This window comes from Paraburkholderia sp. J63 (genome assembly GCF_905220245.1).
Taxonomy (GTDB): Bacteria; Pseudomonadota; Gammaproteobacteria; order Burkholderiales; family Burkholderiaceae; genus Paraburkholderia.
In genome coordinates this window covers 1-17912 of sequence record NZ_CAJMZF010000044.1, presented here as the reverse complement: position 1 = coordinate 17912, position 17912 = coordinate 1, and the positions used below count along the sequence as shown (strand labels likewise).

The window sequence follows — 17912 nt, the reverse complement described above, 5'->3', positions numbered from 1 at the left end:
TCCCAGCCGGCCGCTTCTCGCGCACCAACTTTATGCGCATAAACCCGCCAGCCATTCCTGCGTAACGCGACCGGGCATCACCACCCACTCTCCGCAGCGATCCGACGAAGCGAACACGGCCCAAACACCTCGGGCTCCGCCGACCTTTATGCGCATAAACCTTGGCCGAACGGCCAATGTCTCATCCAATCCGATGAAAATCAGACAACTGCCGTTGAATCGAAACTTAATCCAGGTAAAATCCAAAACAATTAGCAAAAGGAGAAAATCAATTGGCAGCAGAGATAATCGCAGTCACGCAGCAAAAAGGCGGGGTCGGCAAGAGCACGATCGCGATGCATCTCGGCGCAGCATTCCACGAAAAGGGAAAGCGCGTGCTCGTGGTCGATGCCGACGGCCAGAACACGCTGGTTCACTGGGCGAGCGCTTCAGCAGACGGGGAAACTGGTATTCCGTTCCCAGTGGTGAATCTCTCTGAGGCGGGCGGCCAGATCCACCGCGAGATCAAGAAATTCATCGGCGACTACGACGTCATCATCGTCGACTGCCCGCCGTCGATCACCGAAAAGGTCTCTGGCGTCGTGCTGCTGGCCGCTACGATCGCCGTCATTCCCACTTCGTCTTCGCCCGCCGACTATTGGTCGAGCGTTGGGCTCGTCAAACTGATCCAGCAAGCTCAGGTCATGAACGAAGACCTGAAGGCCGTTTTCCTGCTGAACAAGACGGAAGAGAAGCGCATGCTCACGCGTGAGTTGAAGCGCGCGCTGGAAGAACTCGGTTTCCCCCTCCTCAAAACGCAAATTCCCACCCGCGAAGCGTACAAACAGGCCATGGCACTCGGTCAAACGGTCCTGCAGATGAGCGACCGCGGTGCACGACTCGCCGCCGTCGAAGTGCGTGCATGCGCCGACGAAATAGCGGAGATGCTCCCCTGACTTTATGCGCATAAAGGACCCTGAATGAAGCCCTCACAATTTGCCAAAGGTTTTCAGGCGCGGCCTGACACGACGAGTAGCGAGAAGCGCACGGCTCTCGACCGACTGAATGCCATCGACGGCATCGTCCAAGACAAGCCAAAGTCGCGTGAATCGGTCGGTCGCGCAAGTCAGCCGGAACCGGTTACGAGCACGGAAGATGCTGCTCTTGCTCAGGCAGAAAACGAGTCTGCAGAATATCGCGCGTGGCGCGTCGAGCACGGTTATCGCCCTGGCCAGATCATCGAGTTGCCGCTGAAAGCTATCAAACCGAGTCCGTTCAATCCGCGTCATTTCTACCTGAAGACGTCGATTGCCGAACTCGCGGTCAATCTCGCCAAGCAGGGGCAGCAGCAGGCCATTCACGTGATTCCCGATTACGCAGCGCCCGGCAGCTATTACGTCAGCGACGGCGGGCGGCGCGTGCGTGCCCTCAAGGAAGCGAACAAGGAAGTCGTCAAGGCCATCGTCGTCGATCTACCCATCGGTCTCGCGAGCTACAAGCTTGGCTACGATCTCAACGTCCAGCGCGACTCGCAAACGGTCTTCGACAACGCGATCGTATGGAAGCGGTTTATCGAGGAAGAACATTTCCAGAGTCAGCGAGAACTCGCCGACCATCTTGGCCTCGATGAATCGACTGTGGCCGTGGCGCTCTCCATCGCCAAATTGCCCGAATTGGTCATGCATGAAATGGTCGCGCGTCCGGATCGCTTCGGCTCGAACATGGCTTATCAGGTTGGCCGCTATCATGGCGCACGAGGCACCGACGCCACGCTGCGTCTCATCAACCGGATTCTTGCCGACGACCTGAGCACGCGCCAGGTTGCAGATATCGTGAAAGGCCGGGCCACACCGTCGGAAAGCCCGAAACCCGCCGGCCGGCAGCGCTACGCTCAACGCCTGGAAATCAAGCTCGACGGCGTCGCCGTCGGCGACCTGAAATCGTATGGCGACGACCGGCTCGAACTGCGCCTGAAGGGTCTCTCGAAGGATCGGCGCGATGCCCTCCTTCATCAAATCGAAGAGATGCTGAAGACGAAGTAATCGCGGGAAGCAGGAAAAAAGCGGTCTTCACGAATCAAACGTGAAGACCGCTTTTTATTGGAATTTCACTGAAAGTCCGCCGTGAATCGGGCGGCTCAGCCGGCAACGGCGCCGGTCAGGCTGCGCGCGACTGGCTCAGCGTAAAGGCGAGCAGATCGCCGTCGGTGGGCTCACCCCACGTCTTGCGTGCGAGCCAATCGAAGAACGCCGTATCGGCCAGTTTCGAGTCGAGACCGCGTCGGCGCCAGTCATCGCGCAGATGTGTCCCGAGCCCCGGCAGCTCATCGTTCTCGAACGAAGTGCGTGCGACCTCGCGCTCCAGCTCGCCCTGCTCGTCGTAGAGCGCACGCGCCTCCTTGCGCCGGTAGGCCGCGTACTCGTCCATCAGGCGCGCCTTCGGATCGTCCGCTGCCGTGCTCCCGGCCAATGCGCGGGCCGACGCCGGCGCGCCCGCCGCGGTGTCCTCGACCGGCGGCGCGTAGCCCTTCTTCAACGCATCCTTGAACAGCGCGGCCGCGCTGCGCACGGGCGGCAGGCTCGTGCTGCGCATGCGCTGCTCGGTCAACTGAAGCGCTGCGCGGATACGGTTCTCTTCGCTGTCGGCGTAAAGCGATTGCGCTTCCTTCAGCGGAATGCCGATCTTGACCATACGGTCGACGAGCGTGCTATCGAAAACGTTCGGGTGCTCGTCGAGTGCGAGCATGGGCTGCTTGCGCTCCGTCACACGAAACTGGATTTCGGCAACACGCCGACCTTCGCGATGCTCGATCAGCTCGACAAAGATGTTCGTGACGGCGTTGACTTCCGCAATCGCCGGTCGCAGGTAGTCGCGCTTGAAATACTTGTACTCGCGCTTGGCCTCGTCGCCTGCCTCGGTGTCGGGCGTGCCCGACAGGATCGGCCGCCACCATTCCCACGTCTCGCGCATCGTCAGATGGCTCGGATTGGTGAGATAACGCACGCAGATTTCGTAGAGCGCGAGACCTGCGCTGCTGCGCAACTGGCTCTGAAATTGCAGGCTCAGCCGCGCATACTGGACCGGATCCAGCAGCTTCTTTTTGATCTTGGGCGCGAACGAAAATTCCACCCAGACGCGACGCGTGGTGGGATCTTCGAGAATTTCCGCGTCGGCGATCAGGGTGGAGATGCCCCACTTGCGGCCGGGCTTCTGGCTCGAGGTACCCTGGCTCCATTCGACCTGCACCGACACCATGCGCCGAAGATGCTCCTTGACGAGCGCCGTATCGTTCGAGTCGAATGCCGAGTTCGCGACGATGTCGGACAACAGTGCGCGATAGGTGTCGCCGGACTCGTCCGCCTGCTGCGCGACGGCGAGCAGGACGTTGAAGAGCTTGCGGGTCAGCAGGGTGATCTTGCCGCTCTTCGGCTGAATCGCGATCGCCTCGACGGCCTTGCGCAATTCGGCCGAACTGGGGCTCACCACATCGGTTTTTTTCACGCGCTTCGTGGCCATGCGTCGGGTCGAGGTGAGATTTCGCGAAAGGATACCGTCTGTGGTGAAACACGTCTATAGGCTCACTCTCACCATTGCCGGTGAAGCGAGTCTTCGACGCACGGCTCACCGCGAAGAGCTCCCGAAAAGGCTCACCTTGCCGGCACCGGCCTGTCCGCCGGGCTCTCGCCCCGTTCGGGGTTTCGGCTTACGGTGCTTATCCAGGAACTTGTGCAAAGGTGTCGAACAGTTCCCGAACAAGCTCACCATAAAAATTTCCTGGCGCAAACGCAACGCCAGGCCATTGCACTCACCACCCCTCTGCACCGGCTCGATTGGATATAGCGGTTGCGCAAGATATTCAAAGAGCAGATGGAGAGCAGCCGCGCCTCCCCGCTCTCCAGACCCGCGATCCGCAAGGTCCACGCGGGATGCATCTGGACTCAAGCAGCCTGTCGCACCGCAATAACTTCATCGGTGCCGGCACGGCCTTTGGTCCTCTGTTTGTTACCAGCGCCGAGCATCCAGAGATGCCCACCAGGAACCACACATCGCCCGCCCCGGTTCCTCTCCCTCCTGAAAAAGCTCACCTTCAGCGCCCCATGAGGCGCGATCCGGCAATACTTCTGGCCAATACGGGGGGCAGCTACCAGACGTCACACTCCTGAAAAGGCTCACCTTTGGTGCGGAGGAGGAAGTGAAATTCGGATCCCCTGGCGTGCCACGGCTCCTCCCGGAAACGCTCACCTTTATCGCTGGCCACCGGAAAAACCCAATAGATTCCAAGGGTTATCCACAATCCCGACGACTGTTCAACGAAAGCCGTCATTCCCGAAAAACCTCACCTCGAGGCATCACGCTGAAATCACAAAGGGGAGCCTGAGGCTCCTGAAAATTCTCACCTTCCAGAATTTCCCGGAACAGCAGAGCGAATGCCGAGCCTTTGCAAATCAACCTTCAGACGTCAGTGAACGCCAACTTGCTCCCGAAAACGCTCACCTGAGCGTCTTTTTTGGCTCAAATCGACTCCTGAAAAAGCTCACCTTATGCATAGACGGCACGACAGACACGGCCGATTTCGCGGCGCTGCAACGAAATCCCGTAAAGGCTCACCCTGGACCGCCAGGAGAGTCGCAATCTCCCACGGCATCACCCCGTTCCCGCCCGAACGCGCACTCTTGCACTCCTGTAAAAGCTCACCTCAAGGCCCGACGAGCCGCCAAACCGGTCAAAATGCCTCTTTGGCTCCCGAAAAACTTCACCTTCGCCAGGCGATTCTTCCCGATCTCCCTCACCCCAGCTTCCAAAGGCCCGAAATTGACGCCGAAAAGCGGCTCAATCGTGCGCCCCGAATCCACTCACCGTTGCATTTCGTGTAACAACGCCCTCGAGCCCGGTATCTCGGGGGCAGATGCGGTAACGCGCCCTGAATAAGCTCACCCTTGCCGTGGAGTCAAGAATCGAGGCAATCCCGAACCCGCTCACGTCCTGTCCCGCAGGCGCTCACCGCCTTCCCCGAAGCCCATCACCCGCCTGTCCCGCAGAGTCTCACCACCTCTCCCGTAAAGCTTCACCTCATCGGGCTGAAACCCATACCAGGCAAGGGTTTGCTGTGGCGTTAACGTCTTTTAACAGGTATCAAGGGTGTTTACTTTTATTACTCTCAAGCCTTTCTACCCCGCGAGCCCTTCGGGATATCCACACCCCAACGTAACCCAGAACCGTTTCCGCAAGTACAACTCCTCGTGAAACAGCGCCGATAAATGGCTCGTCTGGAGAAAAACAAGCGTTTACAATGGCTTAGGAAACAAAGCTCGTTTTGTTTCACGAAGCGTCGAGCACAACCACAACAAAATCGTCATTTGGCGCAGCTGTTCCTGCTGGAATTCGCCTCAGCCCACAAGCTCACGAATAAACGTATCGAACAATACGTAATTTGTTATTATTTGGTTCGTTTCCTTCTTCCAGAGACGACCATGATTCGAGACGAAGACCGCCAAGTCCTTCGCGAAGAGCTTGAAGCATTGCGCAAAGACGGGGCACGGCGCCAGGAACTGTCGCTCCATGCCTGCAAGCGTCTCTTTTTCGACTTCGGCATCCGTCCCTCAATGGCCACCGTCCGGGATTTGACCCAGACCGGCAGCGCCAGCGACATTCCCAAAGATATCGAGCTTTTCTGGCAACGCATTCGTGCTGCGTCGAAGGTTCGCGTCGGTAGCGGCGCGATTCCGTCGGCGCTCGAGGAGCGCGCCGGCGAACTCCTCGGTGCACTGTATGAAGAGGCCCAAATCCTGGCCCGACAGACGCTCGAAGCCGAGCGCAAAGAAATCGAGTCCGGCCGCCACGACGCCGAACAGGCGTTACGGGATGCCCAGGCGCGACGCCTTGCCGCCGATGAAATGCTTGAGCGCAGCGAGGCCCGGATCGAAGCGGCGTGGGCGCGCGTGCGCGAACTCGAGAACCAGCTGGCGACCGCTTCCGCGCACGGTACGGTGCATCACGACAGCCTGCAGGCGACGGTGCGCCGCCTCGAGGCTGAAAACGAGTCGCTGCAAAAACGTATCGAGACGGAGCAGACCACCAACGCCGGCTTGCGCGACCGGATCGACGGCCTGCACGAAGAAATGCGCAAAAGCACCGAGCACTATGCGCAACAGATCAAGGATGCGCTCGCCGAGGCCGAGCGCCGCGTGAAGCCGATGCTGGTCGAGCTGGATTCGCTGCGCACGATGTCGTCCACCTGGCAGTCGGCCCAGCGCGATGCAAGCAAGAAGGAATTCGAGTTCATTCAGCAACTGGCCACGGCCAAGGCGCGCGCGGACCGGCTCGACGCCGTGTTGCGCGAGCGTTCGGACGAGGTCGACGTGCTCACACGCCAGGTTTCGACGTTGCGCGCACAACAAGGTCTCGACGGTTCGGCTGCTAGCGTGCTGTGTGCACTCGCACAGTCGGGGCGTCTCGGCGACGAAGAGCTGGCGCAGCTCGGCACACTGGTCGATGCCCATGTGAGTCTGCCCACGCATTGCCCGAATTGCGAAGACGGTGAGCCTGAGCTCGCGCAGGTCGATGGCCGCTTCGAGCTTTCCTGTCCCGAATGCGAATACAGCTCCGGCCTGGGGGCGTCGCGGCTCGAGGCCGTTGCGCGCTTCGCGGCCGGCAAAAAAGATGCCCTAACGCGGTGAGGTGAGTATTTTCGGGAGCCGCCGCGCGCTGGAGCAGTGAGCTTTTACGGGAGCCGGGGGTGGCGTATGACGCGGCCAGACGGCGTTTCTCCGCCTGGCTTTTCAGCCCGCCTCGGGCGCAGCGTCTTCGCTATTTACCGACACCATGCGATCGGCCCAGACGCGCCACGCACGATGGAGCCGCCCCGCGGAAATCGGTTGCAGGAATCCGAGCCACTGCCCGACCTGATCGGCGTCCGTGCCGCGCTCGAACAAGTCGGCCGCGAAGCTGTTGCGCAGCGTTTGCGGACTCGCCCGCTCGGCGCGGGATTCGGCGATGCCCGCCTCTTCCATCAGCGCGTCGATCGCGCGCAGCACGGTGGCCTTGTGCATCGGACGCCCGTTGGGCGAGCCGGGAAACACGAGCTGCCCGGGCAGGCTCGCGAGGCGGCGCGCTTCGAGCCATGCCCCCATCACGTCGACCGCGAACGGCGCGAGCCGCGTGCTGTGCGTGAAGGCCGGATTGTCGGCTTCGATGGTGATCCATTCCGAGCCGATCGAGGTGGCGTCGAGCTTGAGCGCAATGGCGTCGCCGGTTTTCAGGCCGCCGCCGAGAAACACAGCGACGAGCGCGCGATCGCGCCGCTCGCGCCAGCGCTTCGCGGCCGACTGCTCGGTGAGCGGCGCGAACAGCCTGGCGATCACGGCGGCGCGTTCCGTCGCAGTGAGAAAACCGGTGGGCTCGTTCTCTCGCGCGTTGCGCCACGCCGCCTCGCCGTCCTGGGCGATGAAGCGCGCGGGGTTCGTAGAGGCCAGCTCGATCTGGCGAACATGGTCGAGCACGCGTTCGATGAGACGCAGATAGCGCAGCCGCTGCGGTTTCTTCACGTCGAGCCCGGCGACGAATTCGGCGATTGTGCCGGTGTCCACGGAAACGATCGTCTTGCGCCTGAGCGCCAGCCATTCGAGGAAGCGCCCCCATTGCACGCGGTAGACATCGGCCGATGACTGGCGCAGGTCCTGGGACGCGAGCCAGGCATCGAAGGCCGCGGCCGGATCGTGCTGCCAGTCCTTGCGCTGCTGGTCGAAGAGATCGCGGGAGGAATGGGAGGCGCTCATCACTATGCTTCCGTTAGTTGCGTTGCGACCATCGATTCTAGCGAAATCCTCATAGGCCGGGGCATCGTCATGGAGCGAAGCCGCCGTGGCGCGCCAAGCGGCACGGCCTCGCCGTCAGCCGCCCCAGGCGCGCGAGCGCTTCGCGGCGGCGAGCCGCCGGGTTTCGCGTTGAGCCGCTTCCGCCCCTTGGGCCGCTCGCTCATAGGCGCTGACGGCGAAGGCGAACACGGCCGGCAGCGCGTTGGACCGCCCGAAGTCGACGGTCTCGTCGGTTTCCGGATACGCGAGATCGCCGGGTCGCTGGAACAGGCCGAGCATGAGCGCGTCGTGGCGACTCGCGAACCCGAGGTCGGCGAGCGCTTCCGCTTCGATCGCGTGCAGCAGACGCCAGCTAAGCGGCACCTGCTGGGCGATATAGCGCTGCGCGATGCTGCGCACGATCTGTTCGAGGTCGCGTGCGGCCGCCTGAAAACGCAAGGCGGCCAGTTCCTGCTCGTTCGGGGTTCGCGAGGTTTGCATGGGCTGCTCCGGTCGTTCTTTTTACTGTATGAATATACAGTAGTCGGCGCGATCGTGCAGCCTCATCCGTTCGGTCAGCGATCGCCGGACGCGGCCAGGCGGTGGCATGTCGGCGGGACGAATCTCAGGCGCTCAGCCGTGGATCACGATCAGCAGCGCGCGTGCCTCGCCCTTGCCCACGTTGCGGATCGCGTGCGGCTGGTCGCCGATATAGCGCGCCGTGTCCGCCGTCTTCAGACGCTCGTGCGTGCCGCCCGCCTCCACCTCGATGGTGCCCTGCAGCACCGTGAGATGTTCGCGCGTTCCAGGCTCGTGCGCGGCCGACACCAGGGCGCCGCCCGGCTTGAGCGTGAGCTCGTACCATTCGAAATGGCCGGCCAGCTCGATCGGCCCCCAGACGCGCAACTGATAACCGGCCTCGTGCCCGTGCAGCGTGGGGATGTCGTGCGGGCCGGCCACCGTGATCGCGTCGGGCGCGCGCGGCGCCGCGAACAGCGAGTCCAGCTTCACGCCCAGCGCGTTCGTGAGCCGCCAGGCCACGGCGATCGTGGGGTTCGCCTTGTCGCGCTCGATTTCCGATAGCATGGATTTCGAGACGCCGGCCGCGCGCGACAACTCGTCGAGCGTCATCTTGCGTTCGCTGCGCAGGCGCTGGATCTGCTCGCCCACGCGCGGCGGCGCGGCGGGCACCGGCGCGCCCGGCAGCTCCGACGCCGGGACGGCTGCGGCGCGGGATTTGCGCGTGCGGGTTGGGGTCGCCGCGTGGGTGTCGGCGTTGACCGCTGCGCCGGAGACTTTGGCCGGGGAATCCGCAGATGCCGTGCGCCTGGGCGCGCCGCTGCTTGCCATAGACTGCCTCATCGATTAAAGTTGTTCGACATATCGAACTTTAGTTCGGAAAAACGAATAATTTCGCTCATAGCTGACGGCGACTATAACAGCCGCGGCTCTCCATGTGTCGGCCAGAGCGAGCGCTTTAGCGCTTGCCTGGGCCCCATGCAAGATTACTCAGGAGCATGATGCAATGGCTACTCCCTGGCTCGACCACCTGCGCGCGACGCTCGACCAGATTCGCGCGGACGGTTTCTACAAGAGCGAGCGCGTGATCGCGACGCCGCAGTCGTCGTCCATCGGTCTTGCCGACGGCAGCGCCGTGCTGAACTTCTGCGCCAACAACTACCTGGGACTCGCAAACGATGCGCGCCTGATCGCCGCCGCGAAGGATGGGCTCGACCGGGACGGCTTCGGCATGGCCTCGGTGCGCTTCATCTGCGGCACGCAGACGGTGCACAAGCAGCTCGAAAGCGCGCTTGCCGCGCTCCTGCAGACCGACGACTGCATCCTTTATTCGAGCTGCTTCGACGCCAACGGCGGCCTGTTCGAAACGCTGCTCGGCGAAGAAGACGCGATCATCAGCGACGAGCTCAATCACGCGAGCATCATCGACGGCGTGCGGCTTTCGAAGGCGAGCCGCTACCGCTACAAGAACAACGATCTCGCCGATCTCGAAGCGAAGCTGCGCGAAGCCGATGCAGCGGGCGCGCGCTACAAGCTCATCGCGACCGATGGCGTGTTCTCGATGGACGGCATCATCGCCGACCTCAAGGGCATCTGCGATCTGGCCGATCGCTACGATGCGCTCGTGATGGTCGACGACTCGCACGCCGTGGGCTTCATCGGCGCGCATGGCCGCGGCACGCCCGAGCATTGCGGCGTGGCGCAGCGCGTGGACATCATCACGGGCACGCTCGGCAAGGCGCTCGGTGGCGCGTCGGGCGGCTACGTGGCGGCGAAGAAGGAAGTGATCGAGCTGCTGCGCCAGCGTTCGCGTCCGTACCTGTTCTCGAATACGCTCACGCCGAGCATCGCGGCCGCCTCGCTTGCGGTGCTCGAGCTGATCGCGAGCGACGAAGGCGCGCAATTGCGCGCGCGCGTGCAGGCCAACGGCGCGCATTTCCGCCGAGAGATGAGCGCGCTCGGCTTCACGCTCGTGCCCGGCGAGCATCCGATCATCCCCGTGATGCTGGGCGACGCGCAGGTGGCCGCGAAGATGGCGGATGCCTTGCTGCACGAAGGCGTCTACGTGATCGGCTTTTCGTATCCGGTCGTGCCCAAGGGCCGCGCGCGCATTCGCACGCAGATGAGCGCGGCGCACACGCCGGAGCAGATCGACCGCGCCGTGGCCGCGTTTGCGCGCGTGGGCAAGCAACTGGACGTGATTTGAGAAGGACGACGAAATAAAATGAAAGCACTCGCCAAACTCGAACGCGCGCCGGGTCTCACGCTGACGCGCGTGAAGAAGCCCGAAGTCGGCCACAACGACGTGATGATCAAGATCCGCCGCACGGCGATCTGCGGCACCGATATTCATATCTGGAAGTGGGACGACTGGGCCCAGAAGACCATTCCGGTGCCGATGCACGTGGGCCACGAATACGTGGGCGAGATCGTCGAGATGGGGCAGGAAGTGCGTGGCTTTGCGATCGGCGACCGCGTTTCGGGCGAAGGGCATATCACCTGCGGGTTTTGCCGCAACTGTCGCGCGGGACGCCGCCATCTGTGCCGCAACACGACCGGCGTCGGCGTGAACCGGGAAGGCGCGTTCGCCGAATACCTCGTGATTCCGGCCTTCAACGCATTCAAGATCCCGCCCGAGATCTCCGACGACCTCGCCGCGATCTTCGATCCGTTCGGCAATGCCACGCATACGGCGCTCTCGTTCAACCTCGTGGGCGAGGACGTGCTCATCACCGGCGCGGGGCCCATCGGCATCATGGCCGCCGCCATCGCGAAGCACGTGGGCGCGCGCAACGTCGTGATCACCGACGTGAACGACTACCGGCTCGAACTCGCGCGCAAGATGGGCGCGACGCGCGCCGTGAACGTCTCGCGCGAATCGCTGCACGACGTGATGAACGAGCTGCACATGACCGAGGGCTTCGACGTGGGCCTCGAAATGTCGGGCGTGCCGAGCGCGTTCACGGCGCTGCTCGAAGCGATGAACCATGGCGGCAAGATCGCGCTGCTCGGCATTCCGCCCGCGCAAACCGCCATCGACTGGAATCAGGTCATCTTCAAGGGCCTCGAAATCAAGGGCATTTATGGCCGAGAGATGTTCGAGACCTGGTACAAGATGGTCGCGATGCTGCAAAGCGGGCTCGACCTCTCGCCCATCATCACGCACCGCTTCAACGTGGACGACTACGAGCAGGGCTTTGCCGCGATGCTTTCGGGCGAGAGCGGCAAGGTGATTCTCGACTGGACCGCCGCCTGAAGTATCGTCTGAAGCGTCATACCGCTCATTGCGCCGCCTCCGGCGTCCCGCCAGGCGGCGCCTGCTCGAACTCGGCCTCGATGCGCACGTCGATCTCGTCGCCGACCGCCGGATACCACGTCGCCAGACCGAACTTCGCGCGGCTGAAGCGCCCCGTGGCCGCGAAGCCGAGCGTCGGCTGCTTCGTGAGCGGATTCGGCGCATAGCCGTTGAACACCACATCGAGCGTGACCGGCTGGGTCACGCCGTGTATCGTGAGGTCGCCCGTGAGCTTGCCGGCGGGCTTGCCGTCCACGTCGGGCGTGCGCTCGAAACGCGTGCTCGCGAAGCGGATCTGCGCATAGCGCTCGACGTCGAGCATCTGCGAACCCTTGACCATCCTGTCGAGCAGCGGCACGTTCGTGTCGAGGCTCGCGGCGTCGATCACGGCCACCACTGTGGCGTTCTCCAGCGCGTTCTCACGCCAGTCGAGCCGCGCGCTCGCGCGATCGAAACGCATCACGAAACGTGTGTAGTGCAGATGATCGACGTCGAACACGATGCTCCAGTGATGCGCGTCGAGCGTGTAATGCCCCGCCGGCACGGATGCCTCGACGGGACTCACGCTGTGCATGACCACGCGCAGCGGTGTGCACGCGAGCATCAGGCAGGCCGTGGCCAGCGCCGCGCAGACCGTGCGGCGGTGCGCGTGCGGGGTGGCTGCGGCTGGGGGGCGATTCATGGTGTCTCCGTTTCAGGGGCCCGGCGAGTGACGGGCGTTACTGTCGCCACGGTAGTTGCCAAGGTAGTTACGAGTGGCGACGCGCTTTTGTTCCATTGACCGCCATGAAAGTTGAATGACCGTCGATGGCGCACGGATCGCCATTCTTTCACGTTGCGCCGCGCGGCTCCTTGCACTGGGACGAAGCGCCTTGCCACACGGCCCGATTTCAGGTTTGATACGCGGACCGGAGCCTGTCCGGAGTCTGGGGAAGCCGCCCGCATGTCCACCGCGAACGATTCGGTCTGTTTTCACGCCACGCACGTGCACGAGGTCGACGCCATGACGGCGGCCTCGGCGCGCAGCTTCGCGCGTCACGCGCACGACCAGTACGGCATCGGCGTGATCGACGCGGGCGGCCATGTGTCCCTCTCCGATGCGGGCGTGGTCGAGGCCGTGCCCGGCAACCTCATTCTCGTCAATCCCGGCGAAGTGCACGACGGCCGCCCGCTCGGCGCAGGCGCGCGACGCTGGCGCATGCTCTATTTCGAGCCGCGCTGGATCGATGCGCTGCAGACCGACGTCACCCAGGGCGACGACGCGGGGTTTGCGCTGTTCGCGCCCGTGATCGCCGATCCGGTTTTGCGCGCGCTGTTCGATGCCGCGTTCGCGTGCGCCACGGCGGAACGCGGCGACCTCGCGGCCATGGCGTTCGACGGCGCGGCGCTCGACGCCATGACGCGGCTCGTGCGCGGCCTCGGCCACCGCCGCCCACTCGCGCCCTGCTCGCCGATGAGCGTGGCGCGCGTGCGCGAAATGATCGACGCCGATCCGGGCCAGGCCTTCTCACTCGCCGATCTCGCGTGCGCCGCGGGACTCAGCCGCTTCCAGCTCCACCGCGGTTTCGTGCAGGCGTTCGGCGTGGCGCCGCATCAGTACATCCTGCATTGCCGCATCGGACTCGCGCGGCGCCTGCTCAAGGCCGGCCACGCGCCCGCGCAGGCGGCGCTCGTGGCCGGCTTCTGCGATCAGAGCCATCTCAACCGCGCGTTCGCGCGCCAGTTCGGCATTTCGCCGGGCCGCTACCGGCTCGCGCAGGGCGACGGTCCCGCCTGACGCTTGCCGTCGATGGCGGCAACGGCGGCCCGTCGATCGTCATCGCTCACCGCACACCGATCCAAGACGGCGCGTGCGCCGCATTCTATACAGGCGTTTCACTCTCTGGAGCGCCTCATGTCCTCTCCGCTGTCTTCCGCCAAATCGGCGAAATCGTCGCGTGCATCGTCGTCGCGGTCCCTCGCGCATTTTCAGTTGACGCTCGCCATGATCACCGTGGGCAGCACGGTGATCGCCAGCAAGATCATCGGCGCCGGACTCGACCCCATGCCCGCGACGGCCTTGCGCTTCGCGTTCGCACTGCCCGTGTTGCTCGTGCTCATGCGCGCGACCGGCACCGCGTTTCCGCGCCCGGGGCTGCGCGACGCGTGCCTGCTGATCACCCAGGCAGCGATCGGCAGCGTTGGCTACACCGTTTTGCTGATCGCCGGGACCCAGCGGACCTCGGCCGCCGACGCAGGGATCATCCTCGGCACGTTGCCTGCCGTGTGTGCGCTCACTGCCGCCGTGGTGCTACACGAGCGTCTGCGTGCGAGCACGCTGATCGCGGTCGTGGTGGCGAGCCTCGGCGTCGCGCTGGTCACGCTCGCGCCTGCTGCACAGCACGGCGGCAATCGCTCGCTGACGGGCGACGCGCTGCTGATTGGGGCGGTGGTCTGCGAGAGTCTTTTCGTGCTGCTTAATAAACGCCTGGCGACGCCCTGGCCGCCGCTTGCGCAATCTACGGCGATGACGGGCATCGGTCTCGCCGTCTCCGCCGCTGCGGCGCTGCCCGACTGGGCCGCCACGCTGCACGCGCTTCCGTCGCACGCGATGCTGGCCGTGGCGTACTACGCGCTGGTGCCGACCGTGGGCGGCTTCTGGCTCTGGTACACGGGCGCGGCGCGCGTGACGGGCGCCGAGGCGGCCATTTTCACGGCGGTCGCGCCCGTCTCGGGCGTCGTGCTCGCGGCGCTCGTGCTGGGTGAGCCGCTTACACTCGCGCGGCTTGCGGGGCTCGCGCTCGTCGTCGCGGCCGTTTTCGTGACTGCCGGACCGGCCATCTGGCGGCGCGCGCAGGATCGCCCGGACGAGTAGGCAGCACGCAGGCGTCGTGGTTGTGTCTTGATCAGGGAGAATGATCGTTCTACCATGCGCGGTATGGAGAACGATCGTTCCACCTCGCGCGCCAGTCCCTGATTGGTGGGCGCGCGAAGCGGACGGACTCATTACGAAGCGACCAAGCGACCAGGCGATGAAGCCATGAGCAACCACCCGATTGCCGCCGATGCGCCGCCGGCATCCACGTCCGAGCCTTTGTCCGACGCGCGCGAGCGTCTGCTCGAAGCCGCCGAGGCGCTCATCTACGCGGGCGGCATCCACGCCACCGGGGTCGACGCGATCGTCCGCGCGGCGGGCGCCGCGCGCAAGAGCTTCTACACCTGGTTCGAGTCGAAGGATGCGCTAGTGGCCGCCGCGCTCATGCGCCGCGACGAGCGCTGGATGCGCTGGTTCGTCGAGGGCACGGAAAAACGCGGACGCACGCCGCGCACGCGCCTGATCGGCATGTTCGACGTGCTGCGCGAGTGGTTCGCCTCGGAAGGCTTTCACGGCTGCGCATTCCTGAATGCTGCGGGCGAGACCGCCTCGCCCGACGACCCCGTGCGCGAGGTCGCCCGCCTGCACAAGGCGCGGCTGCTCGCGTTCGTCGGCGAGCAATGCGCGGCGTGGGCAGCAGCGGTTGGTGCGGACCGGCGCGTGGCGGCGCGACTCGCGCGCCAGTGGCTGGTCCTGATCGACGGCGCGATTGGCGTGGCGCTCGTGAGCGGCGAAGCGGACGCGGCGCTCGATGCGCGCGCCGCCGGCCAGCACTTGCTCGATGCGTTCGCGCCTCGATCTGCTCAATCGCTCCGGACGTCCCGCGGTGCCGTGCGCGACAAGCGCAAGCCCGCGCGAGTGCGCCGTTAGCCGCGCGGGCGTCGCGTTTCACCGCTGGTCGCCGTTATTCGCAGGTCGTTCGGCAGTAGTTCCCGGCGGCCTGTGCCGCTTCCCTGTTGTTTGGCCGTTTCCGCCGTTCCATTCGTGCGCGCCGTCCCGGCGCGCCGCCCTCTCCAAGGAGCAGACGCATGAGTGCTACCCCCACGACGACGTCCCCCGAAGTCCGTCCGCCACTGCCGCCCTTCAACCGCGAGACCGCGATCCAGAAAGTGCGCGCGGCCGAGGACGGCTGGAATACGCGCGATCCGCAGCGCGTCGCGCTCGCCTATACGCCGCAAAGCATCTGGCGCAATCGCGCCGAATTCGTGACGGGCCGCGAAGCCATCGCCGCGTTTCTCACGCGCAAGTGGGCGCGCGAACTCGATTACCGGCTCATCAAGGAGCTGTGGGCGTTCACCGACAATCGCATCGCGGTGCGCTTCGCCTACGAGTGGCACGACGATTCGGGTAGCTGGTTCCGCTCGTACGGCAACGAAAACTGGGAGTTCGATGAGAACGGACTGATGGCGCACCGCCACGCCTCCATCAACGACTTGCCGATTCGCGAAGCAGACCGGCTCTACCACTGGCCGCTCGGCCGTCGTCCCGACGATCATCCGGGCTTGAGCGATCTCGGACTTTGAGCGGCGCGCAGCGTCGTTCGCTATTCGCATGCCATCGCAAGCCGCTCGACACTGCGTCGCGGATTCATCACGGCAACTCACTGGGCGGGCATCATGGGCGCGCGGCAAGATGGCGCCAGCGTGTTTGATCGCTCCATTTCCGAGCCCGGGCTCCATACGCGCGCGAGCCGTCTTGCTGTACAGTTTGCAGTCACCGGAAGCAGCCCATAACAGATCCAGCAGCAGACGAACCGAAGCGATTCGGTGAATGAAAGGACGGAGAGCCCATGCGGTGTCGGCAAGTGCGCGGTGGCAGGACATGGCGCGGGATCGCACCCGCGGTGCGAGAGACCAGGGATGGTGTTGAAGCACGCTCGCCGGCCGGCGCGCTCGCCAACGCTTCAGCGGCCATCAACGGACGCAAAAAGAGCCCGAAGGCGGCGATGTTCATCGCGCTCGTTGCGGCGCTCACGCTGGGCGCCGCAACGAGCGCACGCGCGGCCAACTGGTGTAGCGCCGGTCTCTGGGTGGATGCGATGGTCGGCTCGTATCACATCCATCCCGACAAGGATTTCGAGCAGTTCAATCCGGGCCTGGGCATCGAATGCTGGCCCGGCGATACATGGGCGCTCACGGCAGGGGGCTTTCGCAATTCGCTGCGGCGGCCCTCGTGGTATGGCGGCGCAGTCTGGGCGCCCGAATTCCTGCATTGGGGCTACGTGCGTCTCGCGGCGATGGGCGGCATCATCTCGGGCTACAACTACGGCAACTGGGGGCTCGGCCGCAATCACACGATCGGTCCAGTGGCCGCGCCCATCGTAATGGTCGCGTACAAGCGCGTGGGCGTGAACTTCATCGTCATCCCGCCGATTCCTTCCGACGACTTGCCCTTTACGATCGGGTTTCAGTTGAGGATGAAGTTCTGAATCCAGCGGGTACCCGACAACGCGCACGTGTCTCCCGCAAACTCTCACCTTTGTGCTCGCCTGACGGCCTTGCCATAATCGCGTCAGGAGCGCGCCACGCCCGCGCCATAAGATACGGGGCTTCGCGCCAAGCCGGTCTTGAGCCGATCATCGATATGAAAAACGGAGCCCGACTGCACGCGCAGCGGGCCCAAAGGTGAACAATGAAGAAGTGGATCACGACACTGGCCGCAGCGGCCGCCTTGAGCGCATTGGGTACATTAGGCACGCCGCTATCGAGTATGGCCGCCGACGAGCCCGCGTGGCTGCCCGCCACGGCCGCAACGCAATTCCAGAGCGCGAGCGCGATTGTCGAAGGGGCGAGCGGTGCGAACGTCAAGTCGACGCTTTATGTCTTCATGGACCCCAACTGTATTTTCTGCCACCTGGTGTGGAAAGCGCTGCAACCGTATGAGGCCGTCGGGCTCCAGGTCCACTGGATTCCCATGGGCTTTCTCAAGCCCGATTCGCCGGGCAAGGCCGCGGCCTTGCTGCAGTCGAAAAACAGTGCGGCACTCCTGAGGGAACTGGAGACGCATTACTCCGAGAAGGACGAGTCGGGCGGCATCGCGCCGCTCGCGAGCATCCCGCCGGCCGCGCAGGCGCAGCTCGACAGCAACATGAAGCTGTTCCAGGACCTCGGTTTTCAGGGCACGCCCACGATCATTTATCAGGGCTCGGGTGGCCGCTGGGCCGATGTCGATGGCCTGCCGAAACTGAGCCTGCTGCCAGGCATGCTCAACTTGCCCGAGCAGCCGATCAAGGATCCTGAATTGCAGCGCTATCGTTGAGCCCGTTGTTCAGCGATAGCGTTGCGTTGAGGTGAGCCGTTCCAGGAGAGGATGCCTTACGGTGAGGCATGCGAAGCATGGCGATCTCACCGGTGATCGCGCAATGGTGAGGAATTCCAGGAGTTGTCGCCCCCCGAAAACCCTCACCTTTCGTAGGGCGTAGTAAATGTGTCACCGCCCATCCTTTGGGCGCACGGGCCAAAGCGCGACCCGA

Annotated in this window: 16 protein-coding genes; 11 read left to right on the top strand and 5 right to left on the bottom strand. The window is 64.1% G+C overall.

Going from position 1 to position 17912, the window contains the following annotated elements; genetic code table 11:
- Positions 1–272: 272 nt before the first annotated feature.
- Entirely contained in the window at positions 273–935 is a 663-nt protein-coding gene (parA, locus tag U5775_RS31840; RefSeq protein WP_322062104.1) for a ParA family partition ATPase, read from the top strand.
- A 24-nt stretch (positions 936–959) separates the two neighbouring features.
- On the top strand, positions 960–2021 hold the full coding sequence (locus tag U5775_RS31835; RefSeq protein WP_322062103.1) for a ParB/RepB/Spo0J family partition protein: 1062 nt from the start codon (positions 960–962) through the stop codon (positions 2019–2021).
- A 115-nt stretch (positions 2022–2136) separates the two neighbouring features.
- Here U5775_RS31835 and U5775_RS31830 read toward each other — a convergent pair whose 3' ends face one another.
- The gene (locus U5775_RS31830) at positions 2137–3495 is read right to left on the bottom strand and encodes a replication initiation protein (RefSeq protein WP_322062102.1); all 1359 of its coding nucleotides are present in this window, start codon (positions 3493–3495) and stop codon (positions 2137–2139) included.
- Positions 3496–5450: 1955 nt separating this feature from the next.
- Here U5775_RS31830 and U5775_RS31825 point away from each other — a divergent pair.
- On the top strand, positions 5451–6656 hold the full coding sequence (locus U5775_RS31825; RefSeq protein ID WP_322062154.1) for a DNA-binding protein: 1206 nt from the start codon (positions 5451–5453) through the stop codon (positions 6654–6656).
- Positions 6657–6758: 102 nt separating this feature from the next.
- Here the strand turns inward: U5775_RS31825 and U5775_RS31820 are convergent, their stop codons facing one another.
- The 3 genes from U5775_RS31820 to U5775_RS31810 form a co-directional block, all read right to left on the bottom strand.
- Positions 6759–7754, bottom strand: coding sequence for a tyrosine-type recombinase/integrase (locus tag U5775_RS31820; protein WP_322062101.1), 996 nt, complete (start codon positions 7752–7754; stop codon positions 6759–6761).
- Positions 7755–7868: 114 nt separating this feature from the next.
- Positions 7869–8273 (bottom strand): DUF2471 family protein, encoded by a 405-nt coding sequence (locus U5775_RS31815; RefSeq protein ID WP_322062100.1) that lies wholly within the window; start codon positions 8271–8273, stop codon positions 7869–7871.
- Positions 8274–8405: 132 nt separating this feature from the next.
- The gene (locus tag U5775_RS31810) at positions 8406–9122 is read right to left on the bottom strand and encodes an XRE family transcriptional regulator (RefSeq protein ID WP_322062099.1); all 717 of its coding nucleotides are present in this window, start codon (positions 9120–9122) and stop codon (positions 8406–8408) included.
- A gap of 175 nt (positions 9123–9297) precedes the next feature.
- On the opposite strand from U5775_RS31810, the gene U5775_RS31805 reads away from it, so the two are divergent.
- Positions 9298–10497 (top strand): glycine C-acetyltransferase, encoded by a 1200-nt coding sequence (locus U5775_RS31805; RefSeq protein ID WP_322062098.1) that lies wholly within the window; start codon positions 9298–9300, stop codon positions 10495–10497.
- A gap of 18 nt (positions 10498–10515) precedes the next feature.
- Positions 10516–11547, top strand: coding sequence for an L-threonine 3-dehydrogenase (gene tdh / locus U5775_RS31800; RefSeq protein ID WP_322062097.1), 1032 nt, complete (start codon positions 10516–10518; stop codon positions 11545–11547).
- Between the two features lie 25 nt (positions 11548–11572).
- On the opposite strand, the gene U5775_RS31795 is transcribed toward tdh, so the two are convergent.
- A complete protein-coding gene (locus U5775_RS31795) occupies positions 11573–12268 on the bottom strand; it encodes a YceI family protein (RefSeq protein WP_415913699.1) in 696 nt (231 codons plus the stop codon).
- A gap of 261 nt (positions 12269–12529) precedes the next feature.
- Here U5775_RS31795 and U5775_RS31790 point away from each other — a divergent pair, with 261 nt between their 5' ends.
- From U5775_RS31790 to U5775_RS31765, 6 genes are all read left to right on the top strand, one after another.
- Complete coding sequence (locus U5775_RS31790; protein WP_322062096.1) at positions 12530–13363, top strand: AraC family transcriptional regulator; 834 nt, start codon at positions 12530–12532, stop codon at positions 13361–13363.
- A gap of 117 nt (positions 13364–13480) precedes the next feature.
- Positions 13481–14440 (top strand): DMT family transporter, encoded by a 960-nt coding sequence (locus tag U5775_RS31785; protein WP_322062095.1) that lies wholly within the window; start codon positions 13481–13483, stop codon positions 14438–14440.
- A gap of 165 nt (positions 14441–14605) precedes the next feature.
- Positions 14606–15310, top strand: a complete 705-nt coding sequence (locus U5775_RS31780) for a TetR/AcrR family transcriptional regulator (RefSeq protein WP_322062094.1) — start codon at positions 14606–14608, stop codon at positions 15308–15310.
- Between the two features lie 158 nt (positions 15311–15468).
- On the top strand, positions 15469–15963 hold the full coding sequence (locus tag U5775_RS31775) for a nuclear transport factor 2 family protein (RefSeq protein ID WP_322062093.1): 495 nt from the start codon (positions 15469–15471) through the stop codon (positions 15961–15963).
- Positions 15964–16385: 422 nt separating this feature from the next.
- Positions 16386–16868 carry a hypothetical protein gene (locus tag U5775_RS31770; protein ID WP_322062152.1) on the top strand — a complete coding sequence of 161 codons (483 nt, stop codon included), beginning with the start codon at positions 16386–16388 and terminating at the stop codon, positions 16866–16868.
- Between the two features lie 203 nt (positions 16869–17071).
- Positions 17072–17698 (top strand): thioredoxin fold domain-containing protein, encoded by a 627-nt coding sequence (locus tag U5775_RS31765; RefSeq protein WP_322062092.1) that lies wholly within the window; start codon positions 17072–17074, stop codon positions 17696–17698.
- Positions 17699–17912: the final 214 nt, after the last annotated feature.